This window comes from Streptomyces cellostaticus (assembly GCF_001513965.1).
Taxonomy (GTDB): Bacteria; Actinomycetota; Actinomycetes; order Streptomycetales; family Streptomycetaceae; genus Streptomyces; species Streptomyces cellostaticus.
Genome location: NZ_KQ948022.1, coordinates 330,704 through 351,126, shown reverse-complemented (window position 1 = coordinate 351,126; position 20,423 = coordinate 330,704). Strand labels below are relative to the sequence as shown.

General features: G+C 72.3%; 17 protein-coding genes and 2 pseudogenes. 12 read left to right on the top strand and 7 right to left on the bottom strand.

The window, feature by feature from the left end:
* Positions 1-21 precede the first annotated feature (21 nt).
* Complete coding sequence (locus AQI88_RS18225) at positions 22-945, top strand: DUF2867 domain-containing protein (protein ID WP_066999949.1); 924 nt, start codon at positions 22-24, stop codon at positions 943-945.
* Positions 946-987: 42 nt separating this feature from the next.
* On the opposite strand, the gene AQI88_RS18220 is transcribed toward AQI88_RS18225, so the two are convergent.
* From AQI88_RS18220 to AQI88_RS18205, 4 genes are all read right to left on the bottom strand, one after another.
* Positions 988-2,106 (bottom strand): PP2C family protein-serine/threonine phosphatase, encoded by a 1,119-nt coding sequence (locus AQI88_RS18220; RefSeq protein ID WP_066999947.1) that lies wholly within the window; start codon positions 2,104-2,106, stop codon positions 988-990.
* Positions 2,107-2,283: 177 nt separating this feature from the next.
* Positions 2,284-6,678 (bottom strand): S1 family peptidase, encoded by a 4,395-nt coding sequence (locus AQI88_RS18215; RefSeq protein ID WP_066999944.1) that lies wholly within the window; start codon positions 6,676-6,678, stop codon positions 2,284-2,286.
* A gap of 70 nt (positions 6,679-6,748) precedes the next feature.
* Positions 6,749-7,135 carry a CU044_2847 family protein gene (locus AQI88_RS18210; RefSeq protein ID WP_066999941.1) on the bottom strand — a complete coding sequence of 129 codons (387 nt, stop codon included), beginning with the start codon at positions 7,133-7,135 and terminating at the stop codon, positions 6,749-6,751.
* Positions 7,136-7,313: 178 nt separating this feature from the next.
* A complete protein-coding gene (locus AQI88_RS18205; protein WP_066999938.1) occupies positions 7,314-8,351 on the bottom strand; it encodes a tyrosinase family protein in 1,038 nt (345 codons plus the stop codon).
* Positions 8,352-8,617: 266 nt separating this feature from the next.
* Here AQI88_RS18205 and AQI88_RS18200 point away from each other — a divergent pair, with 266 nt between their 5' ends.
* Complete coding sequence (locus AQI88_RS18200; protein WP_066999935.1) at positions 8,618-9,016, top strand: TOBE domain-containing protein; 399 nt, start codon at positions 8,618-8,620, stop codon at positions 9,014-9,016.
* Here AQI88_RS18200 and AQI88_RS18195 read toward each other — a convergent pair.
* On the bottom strand, positions 8,970-9,941 hold the full coding sequence (locus tag AQI88_RS18195) for a PucR family transcriptional regulator (protein WP_079057637.1): 972 nt from the start codon (positions 9,939-9,941) through the stop codon (positions 8,970-8,972). The genes AQI88_RS18200 and AQI88_RS18195 overlap by 47 nt on opposite strands.
* On the opposite strand from AQI88_RS18195, the pseudogene AQI88_RS18190 reads away from it, so the two are divergent.
* Positions 9,900-10,399 (top strand): annotated as a pseudogene (locus tag AQI88_RS18190) (molybdopterin cofactor-binding domain-containing protein); the annotation flags it as partial. The gene AQI88_RS18195 and the pseudogene AQI88_RS18190 sit on opposite strands and share 42 nt — an antisense overlap.
* A 233-nt stretch (positions 10,400-10,632) precedes the next feature.
* Positions 10,633-11,625: a trypsin-like serine peptidase gene (locus AQI88_RS18185; RefSeq protein ID WP_107118586.1), complete on the top strand. Its 993-nt coding sequence runs from the start codon at positions 10,633-10,635 to the stop codon at positions 11,623-11,625.
* A gap of 107 nt (positions 11,626-11,732) precedes the next feature.
* Here AQI88_RS18185 and AQI88_RS18180 read toward each other — a convergent pair whose 3' ends face one another.
* The gene (locus AQI88_RS18180; protein ID WP_066999929.1) at positions 11,733-12,500 is read right to left on the bottom strand and encodes an SDR family NAD(P)-dependent oxidoreductase; all 768 of its coding nucleotides are present in this window, start codon (positions 12,498-12,500) and stop codon (positions 11,733-11,735) included.
* A 192-nt stretch (positions 12,501-12,692) separates the two neighbouring features.
* On the opposite strand from AQI88_RS18180, the gene AQI88_RS18175 reads away from it, so the two are divergent.
* The 3 genes from AQI88_RS18175 to AQI88_RS18165 are packed head-to-tail and all read left to right on the top strand — an operon-like array spanning position 12,693 to position 15,188.
* Positions 12,693-13,631, top strand: coding sequence for an NAD-dependent epimerase/dehydratase family protein (locus AQI88_RS18175; RefSeq protein WP_208615826.1), 939 nt, complete (start codon positions 12,693-12,695; stop codon positions 13,629-13,631).
* The gene (locus AQI88_RS18170; RefSeq protein ID WP_066999927.1) at positions 13,628-14,551 is read left to right on the top strand and encodes an RNA polymerase sigma-70 factor; all 924 of its coding nucleotides are present in this window, start codon (positions 13,628-13,630) and stop codon (positions 14,549-14,551) included. The genes AQI88_RS18175 and AQI88_RS18170 overlap by 4 nt, the downstream gene beginning before the upstream one ends.
* 55 nt (positions 14,552-14,606) lie before the next feature.
* Positions 14,607-15,188 carry an NADPH-dependent FMN reductase gene (locus AQI88_RS18165; RefSeq protein WP_066999923.1) on the top strand — a complete coding sequence of 194 codons (582 nt, stop codon included), beginning with the start codon at positions 14,607-14,609 and terminating at the stop codon, positions 15,186-15,188.
* 11 nt (positions 15,189-15,199) lie between these two features.
* Here AQI88_RS18165 and AQI88_RS43205 read toward each other — a convergent pair.
* Positions 15,200-15,394: pseudogene (locus AQI88_RS43205) on the bottom strand (DIP1984 family protein); the annotation flags it as partial.
* A 456-nt stretch (positions 15,395-15,850) separates the two neighbouring features.
* On the opposite strand from AQI88_RS43205, the gene AQI88_RS45090 reads away from it, so the two are divergent.
* From AQI88_RS45090 to AQI88_RS18145, 5 genes are read left to right on the top strand one after another with little or no spacing between them, the layout of a single operon-like run.
* Positions 15,851-15,961: a keywimysin-related RiPP gene (locus AQI88_RS45090; RefSeq protein ID WP_107118585.1), complete on the top strand. Its 111-nt coding sequence runs from the start codon at positions 15,851-15,853 to the stop codon at positions 15,959-15,961.
* Positions 15,962-15,987: 26 nt separating this feature from the next.
* On the top strand, positions 15,988-17,838 hold the full coding sequence (locus AQI88_RS18160; protein ID WP_066999920.1) for a lasso peptide isopeptide bond-forming cyclase: 1,851 nt from the start codon (positions 15,988-15,990) through the stop codon (positions 17,836-17,838).
* Positions 17,839-17,882: 44 nt separating this feature from the next.
* Entirely contained in the window at positions 17,883-18,137 is a 255-nt protein-coding gene (locus AQI88_RS18155) for a lasso peptide biosynthesis PqqD family chaperone (protein ID WP_066999917.1), read from the top strand.
* Entirely contained in the window at positions 18,134-18,571 is a 438-nt protein-coding gene (locus tag AQI88_RS18150) for a lasso peptide biosynthesis B2 protein (protein ID WP_066999913.1), read from the top strand. The genes AQI88_RS18155 and AQI88_RS18150 overlap by 4 nt, the downstream gene beginning before the upstream one ends.
* Positions 18,568-20,421, top strand: a complete 1,854-nt coding sequence (locus tag AQI88_RS18145) for an ABC transporter ATP-binding protein (RefSeq protein WP_066999911.1) — start codon at positions 18,568-18,570, stop codon at positions 20,419-20,421. The genes AQI88_RS18150 and AQI88_RS18145 overlap by 4 nt, the downstream gene beginning before the upstream one ends.
* The last annotated feature ends 2 nt before the right edge of the window (positions 20,422-20,423 follow it).

The window sequence follows — 20,423 nt, the reverse complement described above, 5'->3', positions numbered from 1 at the left end:
GGCAGCGTATGGAGGCGCGTTATGCGCAGGTTCAGCACGATCCGCAATGTCCACGAGCGCACCATCGAGGCCCCGGCCCGAGCCGTCGGCGCCCTGCTCGACCGGCTTTCCTCGCCCCAGGACCCGATCTGGCCCGCACCGGCCTGGCCCCCGATGCGCTTCGACCGCCCCCTGGGTGTCGGCGCGGACGGCGGCCATGGCTTCGTCCGCTACCGCGTCACCGCGTACGAGCCCGGCCGCCGCGTCCGCTTCGACTTCAACCCGCCCATGAGCGGCCACCATGAGTTCGTCATCGAGCCGCTGGGCCGGGACCGCTGCCGCGTGCGGCACACCTTGGAGGTGAAACGCCGCGGCCCGATGCTGGTGGGCTGGGTCCTGGCGGTGCGCTGGATGCACGACACGGTGCTCGAAGAGCTCTTCGACAACGTCGAGCGGGCCACCGGGACGGCACCCAGCCCCGTCCGCTGGTCGCCGTGGGTCCGGCTGCTCCACCGGCTGATGTGGGACAGGGCCGACGCCGGCGACCTCCCCACCGGCGCCCGCCTGGCCCGCGCCGCCTTCGAGTGGACCGACTACAGCGACGCCTATCAGATGAGGATGCGTCCCGGGATGCCGCGGGACCCCGAGTCGTGGCGGGGTGTCCTGCGCGGGGCCTCCTTCCCGGTGGTGGGCCGCGAGGGCGGCGAGGTGCTGCTGGGCGAGGACGCCGGACACCTCGACTTCCGCGCCTCGATCCTCGTCGACGACCACCAGGTCACGCTCGGTACGGTCGTCAGGCTCCACAACCGGCGCGGCAGGCTCTACTGGGCCGCGGTCAAGCGCGTCCACCCCTTCATGGCCCGCACCATGCTCCGCCGCATCCACCGCCGACTCGCCGTGACGGCTCCCACGGCTGCCGAACGCGCACAGCAGGCAGCAGCTTCCCCCACGCCGCACGGAAGTTGAGCCGAGCGCGGTCGGCTCCGGGCGAGCGTGGCTTCCAGCCGGCTACCCGGAGCGCTGCGTACCCGGGGGGTTCCGGCAGCGCACGGCGAGGGCCGCGATGTCGTCCTCGAGCCTTCCGCCGCTGTAATGCAACAGGTCCCGGTGAAGCCGGTCCAGCAGCTCACGGGGCGGCGCCGGGCCGAGCTGCCGCATCCAGTCCGACAGCGGGAAGAACGTGCCATCGCGGTCGCGGGTCTCCGTCACGCCGTCGGTGTAGAGCAGCATCTGGTCGCCCTCGCCGAAGGCGACGGTGTCGACGAAGTAGTGGTCTCCGAGGAGCGTCGCGAGGTTGAGAGGCGGCGAGGGCATGCTGGACTCGAGGACGCGGATCTCCCCGCGCCGCACGAGCAGGGGCGGCGGGTGCCCGCAGTTGAGAATCCTGACCTGCCCACCGCCGTACGGGATCTCGGCGATCAGCGCGGTGGCGAAGTGCTCCGGCTGGTCCGAGGCGGGGGTCGTGAGGCTGTAGCGGACGATGCTGGCCTCCAGGCGATGGATGATGCTCCTCAGATCGGGCTGGTCGTACGCGTTCTCCCTGAAGCAGTTGATCACCGCCGAGGCCGCTCCCACCGCCGGGAGTCCCTTGCCGCGCACGTCGCCGATGAGCAGCCGGACCCCGTACGGCGTGTCGGCCGCCTCATAGAAGTCGCCTCCGATCCGGGCCTGCTCCTGGGCCGCCAGATACAGCGACTCGATTTCGACGTCCTGGATGCGGCGCGGCAGCGGGCGGAGCAGCACCTTCTGGGCTGCGTCAGCGACGAGCCGCACCTGGAAGAGCATCTCTTCTCGCTGGAGCCGAAGATGGCTGGCATATGCGGCCGCCAGGGTGACCGCAACGATCGCAGCAGCCGTGTACGGCGTCCCCAGGTCGGAGTAGACGAGGCTGAGCCCGATCATGACCAGCAGACAGAACGCCCCCAGCAGGATCGTCGGCAGGACGGGCCACATCGTGGCCGCGAGGGCGGGTGCCGCGGGCAGGAGGCGGCTGAAGGCGATCTCCCTGGGGGTGGCGAAGGCCAGGCCGGTGATGAGGACGGTAAGGATCACCGGTGACAGCAGTACGACTTCCCGTCGGCCGCCGTATAGAGGGCGGCGATGCCGGTGCCGTCCTGACCTGATCACAATAGGCATCTTATCGGGATGAAAAGGACGCCGTGCTGCAAAGGTCCGAGGCCACCGGCAACTGATACTCCATGCGGGGGGCCGATTCCGCGGACGAGGAGCAGTGCGCGCGCCGGGACACTGCGGGGCCGGCCGAAGACCGCGATGTCCTCGGCGAAGTCGGTAAGCCCCCTCTGCTCACATCAGTTCAGGCCGGCCAGGATTCGGCTCACCTGCGTGAGGGCCCGGCTCCGGGCAGAGCGGCCCGGCGGATGCCTCGACCGGCAGCCCCGAGCGTTCCTCAGGGGTCGGTTCGCGGTAGCCGATGACCGCGCAGAGGGCGTGGCGCCATACATCGGGGTCCAGGCGGAGCGGGGCGCTGTGGCCGGAGCCGTCGGTGTACAGCACGGTCCGGCCGTCCCCCGAGACATCCTGGAAGGTGTACGGGCTGCCCTGCGGGACCGCCGGGCCGAGGTTGTAGACGTTCCCCTCCCGGGCCGGGTCCCCGAGCCGGTAGAAGTGGATCAGACCATGGCTGGCCAGCAGGAACGTCTTCGTGTCGGGGAAACCGACGGCGTACTGCGTGCTGTCGTCCCCCAGCCCGACGGGCGCCATCACCCTGCGCACAGGCGCGTGCCGCCACAGCTCCACCGCACCGCCCCTGCGCAGCAGCGCGAAGTACCGGCCGTCCTTGGCGAACCCCACGGTGTTGGTGTCCGTGCCCGTGGCCAGCGTGGATTCGGTCCGGCCGTCGGCCAGATCGACGATGCGTACCTCCCGCCGGCCCCAAACGGTGATCGCGACCCGGCCCGGTTCGGGGTAGCTCGCCACCATCATGTCGAATGACCCGTTCTCCGAGGACGGGTGCAGGACTTTGGCGTCGTAGCGTGCCAGCTGCCGTCCGCTGGTGGTGTCCCAGCGCTGGATCACCGTGCCGGAGACCGTGATCAGACTCCCGGACCGGTCGAAGAAGTAACTGAAACTGTTCTCGGAGGTGCCCGGCAAGGGTGCTGTGGTGATCTCGTGGACCGGGCGGAGGTCGGCGGCCGTGCGGATCATGAGGCGGTTGCTGCCGACCCGGTCCACCAGGTGCTTTCCCCCGTGGTCGAACTGGATGAGGTCGCCCTTCTTCGGCTGCCAGTAGGGCTTGGGGCGGTAGACCCTGACCGCCGGCTTGGAGGCGCCGAGGGGCAGGATTCCGATGCGCGAGCCGTCCTTGAGGATCGCGACCACCTTGCGGCCGTCGTCGGTGAGCGCCAGCGCGCCGACCGGGACGATCCGGTTGGGCTCGGACAGCCGGGTGTAGACCACGCGGTTCGTCCCCACGCCGATCAGCGCGGGCTGACCGCCGACGGTGCCGAGCACGGGGTACGCGGTGAGCCCGCCGGCGTCGGCCGTCCGCCCGACGCTGGCCGCGAGGGTCCGGTGCTCCAGGTCGACCAGGTTGTTCCAGCCGTTCTCCTTGACCGAGACACGGCGGCCGGTGGTGTCGACGCTGTCCAGCGCGTCGCACCAGAGGTCCTTCTCCTTGTAACCGGGCGGCCTGCTCTTCGGCGGCGCGCCCGCGACGGGCTGTCGCCATAGGGTGACGCTCTCCCCGTCGCCGTGCTGCGCACAGACCGCCACGGCCGTGCCGTCCCCGGAGATCTTCACACCCTTGATGTCCTTGCCCTGCACCACCGTCCGGGATGTGCCGGTGATCCGGTCGACTGCCAGCACGCCGTCGCTGAAGCCGTCCTTGGTCAGCTGGGTGACCTCCACGAGCAGCGTGCGTCCGTCGGGGCTGAGCCGGAGGCCGTGCGTCACGTCGGACGGCGCCGGAACCCGGCCGCTGTGCCCCGCCCCGGCCGGCGCGTCCAGGTCCCACCAGAGCAGGTACTTGTTGCTGAGAGCGGCGGCGATCCGGCCGTCCGCGGACAGCACCGCCTTGTAGCCGTCGTAGGGGCCGGTGCCCGCGCCGGTCACGGCGGACAGGCGGTGCGCGGGCCCGAGCAGGTGCTCGTCGGTGCCGTCCCGGTGGACGTCGTACCAGATCAACTCGCCGTTCAGGGCGAGAAAACCGGCCCGCCGCCCGTCGCCGGAGACCAGCGGAGCGGCGATCTGCACGCCCTCGTCGATGCGCATGCTGCGTACGCGGCCGCTGGTGGCGTGCACGAAGACCGTGCCCCGGCCGCCCGGCGAGTTGGCGACCACCACGTCACCGTCGAGGCTGGTCTGGACGGCGTCCGCGTCACCGTTGACGATGTGGACGAAGGCCGGGCTTCCGATCGGGGCGTCCTGAGGCCCGGTCAGGACACGGTCGGCGAAGTTGTCCGCCAGGTACGCCCGCAGCAGGGCGTCCCGTGCCTCGCGGGTGTGCGACGTGCGGTACGCCGCGAGGGCGAGCTGTGCCGACAGGACGGGGTCGCCGTCGGCCTGGTCGGCGGAGTCCTGGGCGAGCGCGCGGGAGGCGGAATCCGCGGCGCGCTCGTCGCTGACATGGCGGTAGTAGCCGAAGAGTGTGCCGAGCACGAGGACGAGTACGGCGACGAGGGCGAGGCCCGACCGGAAGGTGCGGCGCCTGCGGGCGCGGGCACGCTGGTCGGCGCGCCCCTGCTCCAGGTAGGCGCGTTCCGCGGTGCTCAGGTCGGCGGGGCGCTCGCGCAGCCAGGGGTCGGCGGTGGCGAGCGCGGCGGGGCCCGGCAGCAGGTCGGCGGCCCGTCCGCCGCGCTCCCAGCGGTCCAGGTCGTGCCGGAGCGTCTCCCGCCAGACCAGGAACGCCCGGTCCTCGGCGACCTGCGTGGCCAGCGTGGGCCAGCCGCCGATCAGCGCCTCGTGGGCGAGTTCCACCGTCTCGGCGCCCTCGGGGCTGAGCCCGGTGACCAGAAGCCTGCTCTTGGCGAGCCGCTGCGCGATCTCCCACCGGGTGTCGTCGAGTTCGGTGCGCCGGGCCGTGCGGCGGGTGGCGGCGGTCGAGCCGAGCGGCACCCGGACCAGCGCGGTGAGCAGACGCCGGGCGGCCGGCTCGTCCGCCGCCGGTACCTGTCTGCCCCACTCCTTGTCGGCGTGCCGGCCCAGGGCGCCGGTGACGCCGCCGAGTTCCTCGTACGCCCGGTGGGTGAGCAGGCCGCCGGTCTGCCGCAGCCAGAGCTGGTCGAGGGTGAAGCCGAGCAGCGGCAGGGCTCCCGGGGCGTCGCCGGTGTCGGTGAGGATGCGTGCGACGAGTCCGGACTCGTATCCGACTCCGGGTACCGCCTCGACCGGGGCGGTGACGATCTCCCGCAGCTGTCCGGGCTCCAGCGGGCCGAGTGCATACAGGCCGCGGCGCACGGCGGGGCCCGTCGTGGGGTGCGCGAGGACGGCTTCGAGGAAGTCGGCGCGCAGGGTGGCGAGGACGTGCACGGGTTCCGGGAGCCGGTCGCCGAAGAGCAGCGTGGCCACTTCGCCGGCGAGTTCGGGCCCGGCGCCGAACGCCTCCTCCAACTGGTCGACGACGATCAGCAGGCGGTCGCGTCCCTGCCGGCGCAGGACCCCGGCGACGACGTCGGGCAACGAGCCGTTGGTCAGGAGGGCGGTGACCTTCGGCAGTACGGCGAGCCGGGCGGTTTCGGAGAAGTCCGGTTCGAGCAGTGGCAGCAGCGCGGCGGCGAGTGCGGCGGCGGGGCCGCTGCCGGAAGCGGGCCGCAGCACGGCCACCGCGAATCCCCCGGCCCGCAGCCGCGGCACCACTCCGGCCAGCGCGAGCGACGACTTGCCGCAGCCCGACGGGCCGACCAGACAGGTCCGCCGTTGACCGGTGACCTGGTCCGCCAGCTCCGTGCTCTCCGCCGCCCGGCCGTGGAAGAGGTCCGCGTCGGCCTCGCGGAAGGCGGCCAGGCCCCGGAACGGCGACGGCGGCAGAGCAAGCGCGCGCAGTCCTGGCTGAGCGGCGAGCAACGTGCCGGCCGGTATCAGATAGCTGGCCGGCGGCTCACCCGCCTCGGCCACGGTGATCATGCCGACCACGCCACCGAGTTCGTCGTCCCATACGGGGCTGCCGCTGAAGCCACCGGTGACCCGGTAACCGCCGCTCGCCCCGAGGTCGGCCTGCACCCATCCGCCGGCCTGCCGGTCGCGCAGCACGCCCGAGTGCCAGGCACCTCCCGGCCGCCCCGCGGGAAACCCGAAGGCACGCGCCGGATGCCCCCAGGTGTCGTCGGCCTCGACAAGACGCACCGGCCGCGCCCCCGGTAACGGTGACACCAGTTGCAGCACCGCGATGTCCCCCGCGCCGGAGTCCTGCGCGGGCACCCAGTGAGCGATACGGGCTCTGGCGCGGTGCACGGATACGGGGCCGGGGTCGGCCGGGGTGCCGGGTGCCGAAGGGCCTGGTGCGGCCGGGGCATGCGCCAGGGGCAGGTCGACGGCGACCTCCGCGGCGGCGGACGGCTGCACGCGGTCCGGCAGGCCGAGCGCGGCGGAGACGACGTGCGCGCAGGTGAAGGCGAGGTCATCGGTGACGAGGAACCCCACGCCGCGGGGGCCGCCGTGCACGTCGCTGATCCGCAGCAGGGCCGCGCCCAGTGTGGCCGGTCCCGGTCCCCCGCTGTCCGGCTGCCGCACGGGGGCGCTCATGTGGTGCCGCCAGGGTCGGCTGGTGACGGAACCCTCACTCGACCGCTCGGGCCGGCGGACCGGGAACCCATCACTGGCCGACCGGGGCGCCGGACGCCGCGTCCGGTGCCCCGTCGTCCGGCGCCCGGCGGTCCCAGGTCAGCCGTACGGCGAAGTTGGCCTGGGCGGAGGTGCTGCTGATCACCACATCGGCCTCGGCGGAGAGCGAGAGTCCGAACTCGATGGAGATCTCATCGGGCCCGTGCGCCATTCCGCGGAAGGTGTCGACGAAGTTCTCGGCCACCGGCCGTACGCCGGAGAGCAGTTCACCGAGGGACCGGGTGGCGCGTGCCACCACCTGCCCGGGCCGCGCGACCTGGACCAGACCGTCCACGGGCTGCTCCTCGATCGCCACCCTGACGGTCTCCCCCGGCTGCCCGCCGGCTCCGCCGAGCGGGAGTTCCACCAGATACGCCACGTGCGCAGCTCCCTCCCGGCCGCCCGAACGGGCGCCCCCCTCTCGATGGTGCCCCGCAGCGGTGGTCATCACTCCTGCAACGGCCACGCCTCCGCGCCGCACCTGCACCCTCGGCAGCTCCTTCAGCGCCCGCACGCTTGAAGGCGAGCCTCCCGACGCCGTCGCCGACCCGCTGCTGCTACTGGTACGAGTAGCCCAGGACAGTGATGTCCTTGACGCCGTCGGTGGTGAGACCTCCGGAAGTCTGCGTCCACCAGGGGTCCAGCCCTGCGTCGACGCCGGTGACGTTGGGGCCGCCGGTGTGGGTGAGCTGCCACTGGTCCCAGATGCGGTCGACGTTCGCGTGCAGCAGGAAGAAAATCGGGTCCTCCGCCGCGGTCATGGGGTCGCCCAGTGAGCCGCCGCACCAGTTGTGCACGTTGTTGTGGGCCGCGATCTCCAGACCGTCCGGCTTCACGCCGGCCATCATCTTCCCGTAGGTGAAGGCCGTGTAGGTGGGTCGAGCCAGGAGGCCGTCGATCGTTGCCTGAGTCGGCAGGACGGGCGCAGGGTGTCCGCCGTGGCTCGCCCCGGGAGCCGGCCGGTCGACACCGGAGGGCTGCCACACCCAGTCGGGGCGGGCGTGGTCATTGGCGTAGTCCCAGTACGGAATCGTCAGCATGGGCTCGGTCTTACGGAGCAGTTCCTCCATCTCGAGACAGTAGGCACGGTGCCACGGCAGGAACCGCTGCGTGGCGGACGGCGGCATGTGGGGCATCGTGTGGTGATGGTGGCTCATGTCCTTGTGGGCGGCCACGAGGTCCTTGTAGTCCGGTTCGCCGTGGGCCTGCTTCAGCACCTCGTTGAACCGTTCCCGCTCGGCGGTGCTCAGCTGCCGGTGGTCCTTGCGGACTCGTTGCGCTGCGCGCACGAGCCGGGTCACCAGGGACTGGAGGTGTTCCATGGCCAAGGGTGCGGACGTCGGCGTCGTACCGGCGGCGGGGTTTCGCACGGCTGCGCCCCGGACGGCAAGGTCGGCATGACCAACGGAACCCGCAGCGGGCGGGACGGAGAAGGGAATGCCCACACCCCCCGGAAGCGCGTCCGCCATCATGCGGCCCAGGCGCAGACCGATCTCCTCGGCGTCGACCATGTGGGCAGGCGCCCATTCCGCAGCGATCAGGAGGGCGTCGTCAGCGGTGGGGAATCGGCGTGCCGCTACCTTCTGTCGGGCCATGCGATGCTCGCTCCTCAGTTCCGGCTGCCCACACTCCGTTCGGCAGGGCACTCACCTCACTCTGGGGCGGACATCGGCGGCAGGCGACTGCGGCAAGCCGAAAGGGCGACCCCGCCTGCTCGGATCCACCTCATTGCCTTCGAGACCGTACGAACGGGCCACGCAGTCGGCGATGTTCCGGCCGCCGCCGAGCGCAACGAGGTACTTCAGCCGGCGCAGCAGCATGCACGGCCTCCGCGAGGAGAGGGGACAGCTAGGGTTCGAGGGTGCCGACGTACAGCATTGGCCAGGCCGCGCGCCTGTTGAGGGTGAGTCCGGAGACCGTGCGCCGGTGGGCGGACGCGGGCCGGATGCCGATGGGGCGGGACGGCTCGGGGAACCGGGTGATCGACGGCGTGGGGCTGGCGCGGTTCGTGCGGGAGCGGGCGGCCGAGGACGAGCGGGGCGGGACGGCCGGGCCGCCGACCTCCGTGCGCAACGCGCTCACGGGGATCGTCACGGCGCTGGCCGTGGACGATGTCGTGGCCCGGGTGGAGATCCAGGCCGGTCCGCACCAGGTCGTGTCCCTGGTGACTCGGGAGGCGGTGGAGGAACTGGACCTGGCGGTCGGGGTCACGGTCATCGCGCGGGTGAAGTCGACGAGCGTGCACGTCGAGCGGTCGTAGCGGCCTGTGTGCTGTTCGGATCCGTGCGGCACAGCAGGGCCGCCCACAGGTCGAGGCGGTCCCGCAGGCGGGACAGGTCGCGGCCGGTGAAGTGCTCGATGCGCTGGATCCGGTAGTGAACCGTGTTGACATGCAGGTGCAGGGCCTCGGCCGTGCGGGCCCAGGAGCCGTCGTGGAGGAGGAACACCTCCAGGGTGTTCAGCAGCGCGGCGGCGGAGGCGCTTTGGGGGTTGAGAAGCGGTCCGAGGACGGTGCGGCTGTAGGCCGTGCGGACCTCGGCCGGTATGCCGGTGAGCAGCGTGTCCAGCGTGGTCAGGGTGGTGGCGTCGGTCAGGGACGGGGTGCCCGGCCCGGTCGCCCGTGCGGACGTCAGGGCGTAGCGGGCCTCGGCCAGGGCGCCGGGCAGCCCGGTCGCCTCGGCGGCCGGTGAAGCGAGCCCGCCGTGCAGGAGGACGTCCGGCTCGCAGGCGGCCACCAGCGGCCAGGTCTGCGCCAGAGCAGTGGCGGCATCCTCGGGTACCACCGCGAACGCGGTCCCGTCGGGCAGGCGTCCCACGGCGGCGAACGCCGGGGCCGTGTGCGCGGCCGCTTCCGCCAGCGCGCCTTCCGCCAGCCCCTCGTGCCGTGCGTCGACGTCGGCCACGATCACGCGGTACGGGCCCTGGGCCGGCAGACCTGAGGCCCGCACCGCGGTGGTCAGGTCACCGGCTTCAGGGGCGGTGAGCAGCCTGCCGAGTTCGTCCGCCGTCCGGTGCTCGGCGGCCCGGCGGCGGGTCAGCGCCTCCTGGCAGCGGCCCAGGACGGTGGTGATCTCGTGCAGCAGACGCGGCGGTGCGGCAGCGCCATCCGGCAGGTGCAGCCACCAGCGTTCGTACGGGCCGACGCCGCCCGCGCGGTCGGCGTCGGGTTCACCGCCGACGGGCACTTCGGCGGACCCCGCGCTCGGTCGCCTTCAACGCCCAGTGGTTCAAGGTGGCCGTCGACCCCGGTACCGGCGAGATCCGCATCCTGCGCAGTGTGCACGCCGCCGACGCGGGCAAGGTCATGAACCCGATGCAGTGCCGCGGCCAGGTCGAGGGCGGTGTCGCCCAGGCTCTCGGCGCCATCCTCTTCGAGAACGTCCGCATCGACGCGCGCGGCGAGGTCGAGACGGCCGCCTTCCGCCGCTACCGGCTCCCCCAGTACGCCGACGTCCCGCGCACCGAGGTCCACTTCACGGAGACCGCGGACGCCCTCGGCCCCCTGGGCGCCCAGTCGATGAGCGAGAGCCCCTTCAACCCGGTCGCGCCCGCCTTCGCCAACGCCCTGCGCGACGCGACCGGCCTCCGCTTCACCGAACTGCCCCTGACGCGCGACCGGGTGTGGCCGGCGCTGCACGAAGCGGGCGTGGCGGATCAGCGTGCGGCGAGCGTCAGCAGCGCGACACGCACACCGACAGCAGGCGGAACACCCCGTCGACCCGGCCCAGGGTGTCCTGCGGGATGCTCGTCCGCCGGAACTCGGTGATGGCGCACACCGTCCCCGGCGGACTCGCCGAAAACAGTGGCGGGCACTTCTGCGGCAGCGGCCGCGGGCCTATGGTGAGCCGTCACTTGTGTCTGCGGTGAGGGGAACTGATGGTGCTCAGAGCCAGGATCCTCCGGTACGTTGCCGTCTGCGCGGCAGCTCTCCTGCCCTCGGTCGGACTCGCCACCGCGGCGTCCGCCGACGGCGCCGGGGCCGAACCGAACCGGGCCGCCGTCCAGCTCGACGCCTACTGGACCCCGGGTCGCATGGCGGCAGCCCTGCCCGTCGACGTGATGAAGGGGGCCGAGGCCGGCACGAAGGCACCCGCCGTCTCGCCCACGGTGGACGGGCCCCGGCCGGGCGAGTACATCCCGCCGAGCCGGAGCTTCGACGGCATCCCGCAGGCCGGCACCTTCTTCTGGACGGATGCCACCGGCACCGGCCGTACGTGCAGCGGCTCTGTCGTCCGCAGCCCCGGCCACGACCTGGTCCTCAGCGCCGGGCACTGCCTCAAGGGCTACGCCGGTACTTCTCCGCGCCGCCACCTCGGATTTGTGCCGCAGTACCACGACGCCCTCAAGCCCTTCGGAATCTTCCCGGTGCAGACCGACGGCGTCTACATCTCCCAGGAGTACTACGACCTCGGCGAGCACGCGGGAGCCGCGTACGACTTCGCCTTCGCGGTCACCGAGCCCAACCAGGACGGAACTCGGCTGCAGGACGCGGTCGGTGGTGTGCAGCTGCTCACCGACACGGGCTACTATCACGCGCCCGTGCGGATGATCGGCTATCCGGCCGGCGCGGAGAAGCCGCTGGAGTGCTGGAGCTGGACCACCAGGTGGGTCAGCGACGACCCGGCCGACCCGGGGACGTTCCCGCGCATCGCCTGCGACGCGTTCGTGGGCGGAACCAGCGGCGGCCCCATGCTCGTGCCGTGGCCGGGCGGCTGGGCGGTCATCGGAGTGATCGGCGGCTACCACACCGGCGGCAACACGCCACAGGTCTCCTACAGCGCCTACTTCGGCACCGCCACCCAGGCCCTGTACGACGCCGCGGTCACCGGCGCGCCGCCCGCGGGACCGACCGCCGAGACGGGCTCGTAAGCCGAACCTCGTGTGCTCCCCTCCTGGGCAGGGGCCGGACGGACGTCCCCTCGGCCACCGTCACCAGCGCCACTTCCCCGGCCGTCCGCCGCTGTCCGGGGCCGCCGTCACCAGGGCACCGAGCCGTCCTCACCGAAGAACCCGCCGGTCGGCCCGTCCGCGCCGAGCATGGCCAGGCGCACCAAGGGCGCGGCGCCCTGGGCGGCCGTGAGGTACCCGCTGTGGTTGTTGATCTCCGTGTCGACGTAGCCGGGGTCGGCCGCGTTGACGAGGATGCCGTCCCTCCGCAGCTCATGGGCGTACTGCACGGTCAGCGCGTTCAGCGCGGTCTTGGAGGGCGTGTACGCGGCCGACGCCAGCAGACCTGCCAGCGGGCCGTGCGGGTCACTGGCGATGGTCAGGGACCCGGCGGCGCTGCTGACGTTGACGATGCGTGGCGCCGGTGATCGCCGCAGCAGCGGCAGCATGGCGTTGGTCACCGCGATCACCCCGAAGACGTTGGTCTCGAACACCGCCCGGACCATGTCCAGATCGACGGAGCTGGGAACCTGATCGTGGGCGTCTTCGGGCGACACCTGCCCGGAACCGGTGATGCCGGCGTTGTTGACCAGCACGTCGAGGTGGCCGAAGCGCTCCTCGACCTGCTGCGCGGCCGCCCGGACGGTGGCCGGGTCGGTGACGTCCAGGGTGACCGCGTGCGCGTCGCCGCCCGCCGCGCGCAGTTCCGCCGCGGCCTCTTCGCCGCGCCGCGGGTCCCGGGCGCCGATCAGGACCGTCATGCCCAGCGCGGCCAGTTGCCCGGCGGCCGCGCGGCCGATCCCCTTGTTCGCCCCGGTGATCAGCGCGACCTTCTGGTGTGTGGTGTGCTCGCTCATGGCCTGCTCCTTGCTCTGGGATGGTGTGTTCTTCCAAGAACGTGTCGCCTGAACCCGAGACGAGACAGCCCGGCCGTCTGTGACATGCAGCCGGAAAGCTCGGTCGGCCCGCGGACCTGCTCGGCCGACGTCACAAACGGCGGGGCTGTCTCGTCCCAGATCTCGGATACGGACTTCGGGATCTGGAAGGTGATGGTCATGCGGGTGTTCGTGGCGGGCGGGACCGGGGTCCTGGGGCGGCGGCTGGTGCCGCAGCTCGTGGCACGTGGCCACCAGGTGACGGCCACGACGACGAGCGCGGCCAAGCTCGGCCTGGTGGAGCAACTGGGCGCGGACGGCGTCGTGATGGACGGGCTGGACGCGGTGTCCGTCGGTGAAGCGGTGGCGGCCGCCCGCCCGGACGTGATCGTCCACCAGATGACCGGGATCAGTACCGCCCACGCCGGCAAGCCCGACCTCAAGCACTTCGACCGGTGGGCCGTCCCCACCATCCGGCTGCGCACCGAGGGGACGGACCACCTGCTGGCCGCGGCCGAGGCGACCGGCGTGTCGCATTTCGTCGCGCAGGGCTACGCCAACTGGAACGGAATCCGCGAGGGCGGCTGGGTGAAGACCGAGGAGGATCCGCTGGACCTGTACGAGGGGACGGCTGCGTACACGGCGATGGCGGCGCTCCGCCACGTCGAGGACGGGGTCGGCAGGGCCGGCGGCGCGGTGCTGCGATACGGCGCGTTCTACGGGCCGGGCGCCACCGACGACCAGCTCGTGCTCGTGCGCAAGCGGCAGTTCCCGCTGGTCGGGGAGGGCACCGGCTACGCCTCGTGGGTGCATCTCGACGACGCGGCGAGCGCCACCGTCCTGGCCGTGGAGCAGCGGGCGAGGGGGGTGTTCAACATCGTCGATGACGAGCCGGCCCCGGAGAGCGAGTGGCTGCCCCATCTGGCCGTGTGCGCGGGAGCGAAGCCGCCGATGCGGGTCCCGAAGTGGCTGGCCCGGCTGCTGGCCGGGGAGGTGGTCGTGACGATGATGACCGAGGGGCGCGGCTTCTCCAACGCCAAGGCCAGGCGGGAGCTCGGCTGGGAGTTGCGCTATCCGTCGTGGCGGACGGGCTTCGAGGAGGGGCTGGCGTGACCCGGGTCGAGGAGTTCGAACAGCTGCGGCCGCTGCTGTTCTCGATCGCCTACCGGATCCTGGGCAGCGTGAGCGAGGCGGAGGACGCGGTCCAGGAGACCTGGCTGCGCTACGAGCTCTCCGCGACCCGGCCCGCCTCGGCCAGGGCGTTCCTGTCGGCCGTGGTCACCCGGGTCTCGGTCGACGTGCTGCGCTCGGCCCGGGTGCGGCGGGAGGAGTACGTCGGGCCGTGGTTCCCCGAGCCGCTGCTCACCGACCCCTACGAGGATCCGGCGCACTCGGCGGAGCTGGCCGACTCGCTGTCGATGGCGGCCCTGTTGCTGCTGGAGCGGCTCAGCCCGCTGGAGCGTGCGGTCTTCGTGCTGCGGGAGGTGTTCGCCTTCGGCTTCCCGGAGATCGCCTCGGCGGTGGGCAGGTCACAGGCGGCGTGCCGCCAGCTCGCGGCGCGGGCGCGCCGCCACATGAACGCGGGCCGGCCCCGTTTCGAGGCGGACCGGAAAGAGCGCGAGGAACTCGCCGAGCGCTTCTTCGACGCCTTCCGGGAAGGGAACGTCGACGGGCTGCGGGAACTGCTCGCCGCCGACGTGTCGTTGGTCGCGGACAGCGGCGGCAAGGCCCCGCAGTGGGCCAGGGGCTTCTTCGGCGCCGCCGCTGTCTCCCGGGTGCTCACCGCCTTCCTCCCGCCGTTCGTGCGCATCGGCGGCGTCGTGGAGCCGCACCAGGTGAACGGCCAACCGGGCGCGATCTTCCGGGACCGCGACGGCAAGGTCGTCAACACCTGGACGCTCGACATCCTCGACGGGCGGGTCCAGGCGATCCGCACGGTGAGCAACCCCGACAAGCTCGGGCATGTGGGCCCCGTGGCGGACGCCTGGGCCGTCCTGCGCGAAACGCGGCTGGCTCGCAGTGACGCGGACTGACTCGAAGAGCTCACCGCAGGTTCAACGCACCAGACATCAGAACAGGAGAACGAACATGATCAGGATCGGCATCATCATCGGCAGCACCCGCCCCGGCCGGAACGGCGTCCAGGTGGCCGAATGGGTGCGGGATCTGGCGGCTGAACACGCAGGCGACGCCGCGGACTTCGAGCTGGTGGACCTGAAGGACTACGCACTGCCGCTGCTGGACGAAGCTGTGCCGGCGCGCATGGCGCCGGGCCGGCGGCCGCACACCCGGCGATGGGCCGAGCGGATCGGCTCGTGCGACGCCTTCATCGTCGTCACGCCCGAGTACAACACCGCACCGCCCGCCTCCCTGACCAATGCCATCGACTACCTCTACGAGGAGTGGGGCGGCAAGCCGGTCGGTTACGTCGGCTACGGCTTGTTCGGCGCGGTGATGGCGGTGCAGAAACTGCGCGCGCAGGCGGGCCCGTTGCGGATGGCGGACATCGGGCCGCAGGTGGCCCTGTCGCTGCGCGAGGACTTCGTGGCCTTTGCCGACTTCCGGCCGCAGGAGTCGCACGTGCCGGAGGTACACGGGCTGGTCGACGAGCTGCTGGCGTGGGCGCAGGCGCTCGGCCCGCTGCGCGCGGCTGACCGGGCCGCTGCCTGAACGGCCGCAAGCCCGGTCCGGTTGATCCGCCGGATCAGTGCCTCGAGGGTGCGCAGTGCCTCATCGGCCTCGGCCAGCAGCTGGGCTGCGTCCTCGGCGGGCGTCTCGCCCTCCTGGTAACGCGCACTGCTGACGATGCGCGCTCGTAGTTGTTCTACGCGGCGCGACGCTTCGGCTCGTTCTGCCAGCGCCTCGGCAAGCTTCACTGTTCGATGTCCTGTCCGTTGTGAACCTCGCACGAGTGCACGAATCAATCCGGACTCGGACGGACGAGATTTTCGCAGAGCGCCGGGAGGGGGTGCACGTCCAGGGGTGAGGGGCGCGCCCGGAGGCGCCCGGTCGCGGGCGCCGTCAGGCGCGTCCGGCAGGTGCGTCCGGCAGGTGCGTCCGGCAGGTGCCAGGCGCCATGTCAAAACGTTTATTCGAGCATACGCACACCCGCGTCACACACCCACGCGCACCGGCAGCGGCCAAAACGATCGGGGGCGCACAACCCAAGCATGCCGGATTTTGCCTATTATCCGACCTTCGTCGGGGCTCTTGCCTTGGTCTCACGCTCTGCAGCTAGCTATGTGCAGCGTCCACTTCCTGGCCCCGGCTTCCGACGAGCCTGGGCCGTCGGTCAGGGGAAGTGGTCGGAAACCCGCATGTGAGGAGTAGTCATGAAGAAGGCTTACGAGGCACCGACGCTCGTCCGGCTCGGTACGTTCCGGAAGGTGACGGGGCTCCTGGCGCGCCACGGCAACGACCGAGTGATCTTCAGCAAGAACTGACGACCGACGGTCCTTGACCCAACGTCATGACTGAACTGCACGAAAGTGCGGGGACGGGCCGCGGCGACGCGCACTTCACGGTCTTCCCGGACCGTGCGGACGCGGCCGCCGTGGCCCGCTCCTTCGCCCGCCCCGGTAGCCGGACCCTCGCACATGCGTCGGGCCGGCCCTGGCTGGTCGGCCACTGGCACGACGACGAGATCATCACGGCAAGCGCCGACGGCGCCCGTGTCGCCGTCGTCGGCTGCTGCCCGACCGATGCCGACGAACTACGGCGCCGGACCGCACGGTTGCGTGATCTCGCGGAGCTCGACGCCCTGGCCCGATCCCTCCCCGGCAGCTTCCACCTCGTCGGCGCCCTCGACGGACGGATCAGGGTGCAGGGCACCGCGTCCGGTCTGCGGCTCGTCTTCCACGCGGAGATCGACGGCGTACGAGTGGCCGCCACCCGCGCCGACACGCTCGCCGCCGCCCTGGGCCTCGACCCCGACGTGCAGGAACTGACCGTCAGGCTGATGTGGCCCGCCCCGTATCCGCTGTTCGAGACCTCGATGTGGCGTGCGGTCACCGCCGTCGCTCCGCAGGACGCTGTGGTCGTCGCCGCGGACGGACGTACCGCACGGCACACCCGGTGGTGGACGCCGCCGGAGCCGGTACGGCCGCTCGCCGAGGCGGCACCACTGATCCGGACGGCGCTGGAGGAGGCCGTAGGCGCGCGTACCCGTCAGGGCGGCGTGGTGAGCTGCGATCTGTCCGGCGGCCTGGACTCGACCTCCGTCTGCTTCCTGGCCGACCGCTCCCCCGCCCATGTGGTGGCCAGTACCTGGCCGGGACGCGATCCGGCGGACACCGACTTGCTCTGGGCCGAGCGGGCCATGGGCCACCTCCCGGACGTCGAGCACGTGGTGTGGGACGCCGACGCCTCGCCGCTGGTCTACGAGGACCTGCTCGGCATCGACGACCTCCTCGACGAGCCCACCATCGGCGTCATGGACCGCTCCCGGGTCCTGCACCACCTGCCCGGCCTCGCCGCACGCGGCAGCCGGTTGCACCTGACCGGCATCGGCGGCGACCACGTGGCATGGTGCTCCGATGCGTACTACCACCGGCTGCTGCGCACCCGCCCGCTGTTCGCCCTGCGCCAGTTGCGTGGGTACCGGGCGCTGTGGCAGTGGCCGCTCGGCGGTATGGTCCGGGCTCTCGCCGACTCCCGGCCGTACGGGAAGTGGCTCGCCGACGGAGCCGGCCGGCTGCGTGGCCCGTTGCCCCCGTCCGTCGAGACGAGTCTCGGCTGGGGCATGGCCCCGCGCCTGTTCGACTGGGTGACTCCCGAGGCCGAGCGGATGGCCCGCCGGGCACTGCTCGATGCGGCGGCCACGGCCTCGCCGCTGCATCCGGACCGTGGACTCCACGCCGACCTGGAGCAGATCCGCTCGTGCACCCGCGTCATCCGGCAGTGGGACCGGATGGCGGCGCGCGCGGGCCTGCCGATGGCCTCGCCCTTCTTCGACGACCGCGTCATCGAGGCGTTTCTCGCCGTCCGTCCGAGCGAGCGCATCACGCCCTGGCAGTACAAGCCAGTCCTGAGCGCCGCGATGCGCGGGATCGTGCCCGAGGACTGCCTGCGGCGGGCCAACAAGGCGACGGCCGCCATGGACGCCGCCAACGGACTGCGTCAGCACCGCGGCGACCTGCTGGCCCTGTGGGAGGACTCACGGCTGGAGGCGCTCGGCCTGGTGGACGGCGCCGAGCTGCGCCGCCTCGCCCGGCGGCCCGCCTCCAAGGGGCTGTCCGACGCCATCCTGTACTCCACGATCGCCGCCGAGGTGTGGCTGCGGGGACTGGACCGCAGCCGCACCCGCGTCTCACACCCCTGACCACATCCCCCCTGACCGCATCCCCGCATCAGAAAGGCCCTCACATGCCACTGCGGTTCGGTGACAACGTCTCCACCGCCCAGACCGACTACGGAACGGTGCTGCTGGACGAACGGGCAGGCGCCTACTGGGAGTTGAACCCGACGGCCACCCTGGTGGTGCGGACCCTGCTCGACGGCGGCGAGGAGGCGGACGCGGCCGCCGCCCTGGTCCGGGAATTCGACATCGACGAGGCGCAGGCCCGTCGGGACGTCGAGGCGCTCGTAGGGCAGCTGCGCAGCTCGGGGCTCGCCTCATGACGACACCCAGCGCGCTGGAGCGGCCTGCCGGTGTGCCCCTGTCCCGGCGCCTGGCCGCCCGCCTCGTCCTGCTCCCCGCCATCGCCCTCGCCCTGCTGCCGCCCCGCCGCATCCGCACCGTGCTCGGCATCCTGCGGCGCGGCGCCAGACCCGCCACCGCCGCGCAGGCCCAGATCGCGCGCGACGCCATGTGCGCCGCCAGCCTGCGCTGTGCCGGACCGAAGGGGTGCCTGCCGCGCTCCCTGGGGGCCGCACTGCTGTGCCGGCTCGGCGGAAGGTGGCCGACCTGGTGCACCGGGGTACGCATCGTGCCGCCCTTCACCGCGCACGCCTGGATCGAGGCGGAGGGCCGTGCCGTCGGCGAGGGTTTGCCGGATGGCTACTTCGCCCGGCTGGTGGCCGTCGACCCGCTGCCTCAGTCGACGGACCGATGACCGGCGCGACGGCTCCGCCCGGCGGCCCGGCCGCGGGCGCCGAGGCTGACACGTCCACCTGGGCGGCGTTGGCCACGATGTACCGGCTCACCGCCGGGCACCGGAGCGCCATCGCCGTGGCCACCGTACTGACCCTGGTGGGTTCCGCCCTGGGACTGGCCCAGCCGCTCGTCGCCAAGGACGTCGTGGACGCGAGCGGCCGCGGGCAGGTCGTCTGGCCGCTGCTGGGCCTCCTGGGCGCACTGTTCGTCGTCGAAGCGGCGACGGGAGCCGCGGGACGCTTCCTGCTGGAGCGGATGGGCGAAGGCGTCGTACGGCAGCTCCGTCATGGGCTGGTGGGGCGGCTGCTCCGGCTGGAGATGAGGGAGTACGACCGCCACCGGGGCGGTGACCTCGTCTCCCGGGTGACGGCCGACACCACCTTGCTCCGGGAGGTCGTGTCACAGGCCCTGGTCGATCTGGTGACGGGCAGCCTTGTCTCCTCCGGGGCGATCGTCCTCATGGCGTGGCTCGACCCGCTGCTGCTGCTCCTGGTCGCCGCCACCGTGGGGGCGGCGGCCGTGGTCGTCGCCTCGCTGCTCACGGGAATCAGAGGCGCGTCCGCACAGATGCAGGACGCGGTCGGTGCCGTCGCCGCCGAGCTGGAACGCGCCCTCGGTGCGCTGCCGATGGTCCGCGTGCACCGCGCCGAGGAGCGCGAGGCGGCCGGTATCGGCACCCGCGTCGACGCGGCCTACGGTTCGGGGGTACGCGCCGCGAAGATCGCCGCCGTCATGAGCTCCGCCGTCGAACTCGCCGTCCAGGGCTCCTTCCTCATCGTCCTGGTCATCGGCGGCCTGCGCGTCAAGGGCCACACCGGATCCCTCGGCGACCTCGTCGCCTTCCTGCTGTACGCCTCGTATCTCGCCCTGCCGCTGTCCTCCGTCTTCCGCGCGGTGGGCCTCGTCCAGCGCGGGATGGGCGCCTACCAGCGCGTCGACGAGGCACTCCGCCTGCCCGTGGAGCCCACCGCACCGCAGATCCCGGCAGGCCGCGCACCCGCGCCGAAGCCGACCGGGCCGCCCGTCACCCGCGAACAGCCCGCCCTCGCCCTGCGCGACGTCCACTTCGGCTACGACCCGGAGCGGCCGGTCCTCCGCGGCGTCTCGTTCGCCGTCCCGCAGCGCCGGCAGGTGGCCCTGGTGGGCCGGTCCGGAGCCGGCAAGAGCACGGTGTTCGCCCTGGTGGCGCGGTTCTACGAGCCGGCCGCGGGCACCCTGCTCTTCGAGGGGCGGCCCGCGACCGAACTCACCCGTGACGCATGCCGCCGAGGCATCGCCGTCGTGGACCAGAACACCCACGTCGTCCACGGCACCTTGCGCGACAACATCACCTACGCCGTGCCCGACGCCACGGAAGCGGAGATCCGGCGCGTGGTCGAACTGGCCCGGCTCGAAGAGGTCGTCGGCCGACTGCCCGGCGGCCTGGCCGCTGTCATCGGCGAACGCGGCAGCAACCTCTCCGGCGGCGAACGCCAACGAGTGGCCCTCGCCCGCGCGTTGCTGGCCCGCCCCTCGCTGCTCCTGCTGGACGAGCCCACCTCCCACCTCGACGCGATCAATGAATCGGCGCTGACCACCGTCATGAAGGACGTCGCCCAGGAGTGCGCCCTGCTGGTCATCGCCCACCGCCTGTCCACCGTGCAGCACGCCGACCACATCGTGGTGCTGCACGAGGGCCGTGCCGCCGCCGGCGGAAGCCACGAGGAGTTGCTGGCCGGCAGTGCCCTCTATCGCGAACTGGCCGCGAGCCAGATGCTCCGGCCGGGCAGGGAGCCCGGGAGCGGCGACCGGGGGTGGGCGGACGCCTGAAG